Below are 4,805 nucleotides of genomic sequence, written 5' to 3' on the forward strand. Positions count from 1 at the left end.
GTACTGAAAAATGGGATGCGCTGGGGAATATCACGCGCTTTGAGTACGATGCTGCCAGCCGCCTGACGGCGATGCACACCCCGGAAGGCACCACGGCCTACCAATACGATAGACTGGGGCGTTTACTGGCCGTGACGGCCCCTGACAGTGCCCCGCTGACGTTTGAATACGATGAGCAAGACCGCATCGTGAAAGAAACGCAGCCCCACGGCGATATTCAGCGTGATTACCCGGACAGTGTGAGCGTCGAAAGCACCTATTATCCGGTGGGCGGGCCGAACTGGTCGGTCACCGTTGAAGCGAATGCGGTCGGGGAGCTGAAACAGGTCAGCCTGAAGGGGGAACATGTTCTCCGTATAGAACGGGATGAAGACGGGCACGAGTGGCATCGCCAGTCGGATAAAGGGTTTATCCTGCGTCAGGAACATTCCCTGATGGGGCAACTGACCGCGCAGCGTGCCGGGCGCAATACCGAGTTTTTTGAGGCCCACGAGGTAGCCGATATTCCGCAGCCCACGTTGGCGGGGTTGGACAGGGAATACCGTTACGATGCGGCGCTCAATCTGGTGGCGGCCAATGATGAGCGGCAGTGGCTGCGCTATGTGGTCAATGGCAACGGGCAGGTGACGTCAGTTAGTGACGGCGAGCGGTTGCGGGAGCATTATCAGTACGACGCCTGCGGTTACCCCGCCCGCCGTTTTGATGGCGTCAATGAGATTGAGGGGGAACGGCTCTACCAAAAAGGGCATCGGTTACGCCAAGTTGGTCAACACCTGTTTGAATATGACGAGGCCGGTCGCATGACGGCCATGCAGCTCTGGCAGGAAGGCCACCGCCCGCAACTGACCCAGTTCCGCTGGAACAGCCAGAACCAACTCATTGGGGTACAGACGCCGGGCGGCCAGCAGTGGGCCTATCGCTATGATGCCTTCGGGCGGCGCACCGAAAAGGTGTGTGACCAGTCAGGCCAGCGCACCACCTACCTGTGGGACGGGGATGTGCCGGCGGAAATCCGGGAGTACCGGCACAACCGCTTGCACTGTATCCGCCATCTGGTGTTCGACGGCTGGCAGTTGCTGGCGCAGCAGGTACAGTTTTTTACCCCAAATCCGGAAAACCGCTGTGAATTACTGGCCGGAAAAATCCAGACCCAGTACGCGGTGTGTGCGCCGACAGGGGAGCCGCTGGCATTGTTTAATGAAGCCGGGCACCGCGTCTGGCGCCAGCCGCCGCAGAGTTTATACGGGCTGCGGCTGGGCATGCGGGGTGAAAATGCCGACTTCAATCCGGGCTTACAATATGCCGGGCAATGGCTGGATGAAGAGAGCGGGTTAGTCTACAATCGGTTCAGGTATTATTCGCCGGTGGCGGGGCAATATCTGACGCCGGATCCCATTGGGTTACTTGGAGGAAACAACCCATATTCATATGTCAAAAACCCAACGATCTGGATAGATCCTCTTGGATTGCAACCAAAGCACAGGGGGAGAATTCAGGCTCAGGGGAGCAAATTAGAAGAGTCTTTTGCTTGGGCACAAGATACGCCTATTACAGCAAAAGATGCGTTAGCGGGTCTTGATTCCCTTGAAGCAAGTCTAAGTAACAAAGATAGAAAACTTAGAAAAGCTGAATTTGATAAAGCAAGAAAATTCATTCTGAGTGCGGAAAAAGGCGGTGGAGTTGATGCCCAAGTTAGTAAAACTTTTTTAGTTAAGGGAACTGCTCATGAACGTGTCGATATTGAAGTAACGACAGGCAAGGCTTTTGTTCCTGACTCACCAACAATCAGGAAATGCCCATGATGTTTGAGAACTATTTGAATGACGAACAAGTTTATTGTGAACTTGAAAAATATTGGGATAGCTTATTTTTAAGTATTATCAATGATCGTAGAAGTGAATGGATCATACCTTATTATAATACTCATTATAGTAACGGAATGAAATTTATGGATGCTAATCCCATTTTTTCTGCAAAATCTAAGTTAACCGATAAATCTATAAAAATAATTCAAGAACCGTTAGAAGAGTTAGATAGTGTCCGATATTGGGTAGACTCCAACGGGAAAAATGAACTGGTTGTAATTTGTTCTTTTTCCGAAGAAAACCTATCAAATGTTAAACGTATCATTAATGAATGGCTTGATAATTTAATTAGCTAGAAATAGAAAGCCGGAAAGATCCCAAAATCTTCCGGCTTTCTTCTTTTTAAGAGCTGCTCAGTTCCTGCCCTTAGCGGCTTTTGTAGTCGCCAATCAGCTCCCGCATTCGCAGCTTAATCTCACTAAGCTGGTCTTGCTGGCGCTGATATTGTTGCTTAATTGTACAGGTATCATCGCTGTCAGGAATAAGCACCAGACAACCGTCCATGATTTTAACCGTGAGCGTGCCGCCAATATCAAACCCGGCCGCCTTAAGCCACTGGCCTTGCAAGCGTATTGCAGGCGGTGCTTTGGCCTTGTCATTTTGCGGCACGTATCCCACGGTGTAATAACGTTCTGTTTTGGCGGCTTTATTTACCGCGCGGTTTTGCTTAGAATGCGCCTTAGCCATATTCAACTCCTACTAAGTTGGTTGTGGTTAGCATTCTGGTCGTGCTCCAACACGGTCAGAATGCGATCATTTTATGGACTACTCTTTCTTCTTAGCGGCCTGCCTTGCTGAATCCCAGCGCCGTGACTGATGTTACCCTGCCCGCCGTTTTGATGGCGTCAATGAGATTGAGGGGGAACGGCTCTACCAAAAAGGGCATCGGTTACGCCAGGTCGGTCAACACTTGTTTGAGTATGACGATGCCGGTCGCATGACGGCCATGCAGCTCTGGCAGGAAGGCCACCGCCCGCAACTGACCAAATTTCGCTGGAACAGCCAAAACCAACTCATTGGGGTACAGACGCCGGGTGGCCAGCAGTGGGCCTACCGCTATGATGCCTTCGGGCGACGCACTGAAAAGGTGTGTGAGCGGTCGGGCGAGCGCACGACTTACCTGTGGGACGGCGATGTGCCCGCGGAAATCCGGGAGTACCGGCACAACCGGTTACACTGTATCCGCCATCTGGTGTTCGACGGCTGGCAATTGCTGGCGCAGCAGGTGCAGTTTTTTACGCCGGATCCGGAAAACCGCTGTGAATTACTGGCCGGAAAAGTGCAGACGCAGTATGCGGTGTGTGCACCAACCGGGGAACCACTGGCCTTGTTCGATGAAGCCGGTCACCGCGTCTGGCGCCAGCCGCCGCAGAGTTTATACGGGCTGCGGCTGGGCATGCGGGGTGAAAATGCCGACTTCAATCCGGGCTTACAATATGCCGGCCAGTGGCTGGATGAAGAGAGCGGGTTAGTCTACAATCGGTTTAGGTATTATTCGCCAGTGGCCAGTTGTTACCTGACGCCTGATCCGTTGGGATTAAATGGTGGTCTTAATCCTTATTCTTATGTTAAAAACCCAACAAGCTGGGTTGATCCATTTGGCTTATCAAGCTTTAATGCATTTGAATTAGCTCAAAGAAAAGCCAAAGAAGTCAGGGAATACAGTAAAGCTAATGGAATTAGGAGACCAACAGCTACAACGGTTGTTAAAAATACCAGAACAGGTGATGTATTCTATGGTTTTAGTGGCACTAAACCTCAAAAAATCTCAGCAAGACTTGGTGTTGAAATGCCTTCTAAAAGTTTAGAACCTTGGTCAGTAAATAACTGTGGTGAAATTGATGCAGTTAATAAGGCCATAAAAGGTGGTTCTTCTCTTCATGACTTAGAAATGGCAACAGTGCGAACTGGTGATGGAAGTGCATTTCCAAAATGTAAAAACTGCCAATATACATTCAACCGTTTGGGTATCAAAGTATTAACAGGATAAAATATGTGTTATTCATTTAATAATGCAATAAAGGAAACATTACTTATAAATGGGTGGTTTCCTAATAGGTCAATAAATATTGATAAATATTTATCTGTGCTAAAGGAAAAAGGTTATTACGTTCATAATAATGCTCTGAAATTTTTTCATAATTTGGGCGGGATAAAGGTTGAACATGAAGCTTATGCGGATCCAACAGATATAGATGTAAGTGATTTTACTCCGACGAAGCCAGCAGATTGGCTAGATCCATTATGGGTAGAACATTATGAAAGCATAATTAAAAATAGATTATGTCCAATAGGTATAGGCTTTTCTGAACATATGACATTTTTCCTATCTGAATCAGGTGGTATTTATGGTGGATATGATGATTATTTTTGCTTAATAGGAAATGATATAGAATCGGCACTGCAAAATTTATTTTTTGATCATGATTTTACTCAATTAGAATAATAGATTGTTCTGATATGGCTTAATTTTAAAATTAAAGTTAGTCATGTTTATATTATTAAAAGGCTGGAAAGATCCCATGATCTTCCGGCTTTCTTCGTAACCGTCCGGTGATCTCACCTTGCATTGCCAGATAAGCACAAAGTGGGGTTGAGCTAAACGGGTTTTCAGGCCAGGGCAGAAGTTCATTCAATCGGTTGTTCGGCCAGGTGGGTATGGTAGATGTGTATTTATTGAAAACAAAGAAACAGACACTATTAAAGTGCCCTCTCGCGGGATGAATATTTTTGCTAAAATGGCAGAGAGAGAATAAAATGAATTATGCTACTTTAATATAAGTACTCAAATATCATGGTATTACAGTTTATGCCTATGGAATATTGAATTTAACGCGATGCTCGACTTTAACACCCAATAACGAGAGTTTGTTGAAGCCAATCGCGTTGTTTTTTACCTTGTTTAAAGTTGGCAAAAATACCTAATGTGTGAGAAAGCAG

At 47.2% G+C, this 4,805-nt stretch carries 5 protein-coding genes and 1 pseudogene; 4 read left to right on the top strand and 2 right to left on the bottom strand.

The features are described from left to right. A partial coding sequence (locus tag IQ211_RS17865) for an RHS repeat domain-containing protein (protein WP_276529790.1) occupies positions 1 to 1,802 on the top strand: 1,802 nt, incomplete at its 5' end. After that, a complete protein-coding gene (locus tag IQ211_RS17870; RefSeq protein WP_223281885.1) occupies positions 1,799 to 2,161 on the top strand; it encodes a hypothetical protein in 363 nt (120 codons plus the stop codon). The genes IQ211_RS17865 and IQ211_RS17870, both read left to right, overlap by 4 nt. Positions 2,162 to 2,231: 70 nt before the next feature. Here IQ211_RS17870 and IQ211_RS17875 read toward each other — a convergent pair whose 3' ends face one another. Further along, the gene (locus tag IQ211_RS17875) at positions 2,232 to 2,552 is read right to left on the bottom strand and encodes a SymE family type I addiction module toxin (RefSeq protein ID WP_189761276.1); all 321 of its coding nucleotides are present in this window, start codon (positions 2,550 to 2,552) and stop codon (positions 2,232 to 2,234) included. A gap of 166 nt (positions 2,553 to 2,718) precedes the next feature. Between IQ211_RS17875 and IQ211_RS19740 the strand changes: the two genes are divergently transcribed. Together IQ211_RS19740 and IQ211_RS17885 are read left to right on the top strand one after the other, a co-directional pair. After that, the gene (locus tag IQ211_RS19740) at positions 2,719 to 3,855 is read left to right on the top strand and encodes an RHS repeat domain-containing protein (RefSeq protein ID WP_476756475.1); all 1,137 of its coding nucleotides are present in this window, start codon (positions 2,719 to 2,721) and stop codon (positions 3,853 to 3,855) included. Between the two features lie 3 nt (positions 3,856 to 3,858). Further along, entirely contained in the window at positions 3,859 to 4,311 is a 453-nt protein-coding gene (locus IQ211_RS17885) for an SUKH-3 domain-containing protein (protein WP_189761275.1), read from the top strand. Positions 4,312 to 4,712: 401 nt separating this feature from the next. Here IQ211_RS17885 and IQ211_RS20250 read toward each other — a convergent pair. Next, positions 4,713 to 4,805 (bottom strand): annotated as a pseudogene (locus IQ211_RS20250) (IS982 family transposase); the annotation flags it as partial.

The organism is Xenorhabdus griffiniae (assembly GCF_015163655.1).
Taxonomy (GTDB): Bacteria; Pseudomonadota; Gammaproteobacteria; order Enterobacterales; family Enterobacteriaceae; genus Xenorhabdus; species Xenorhabdus griffiniae.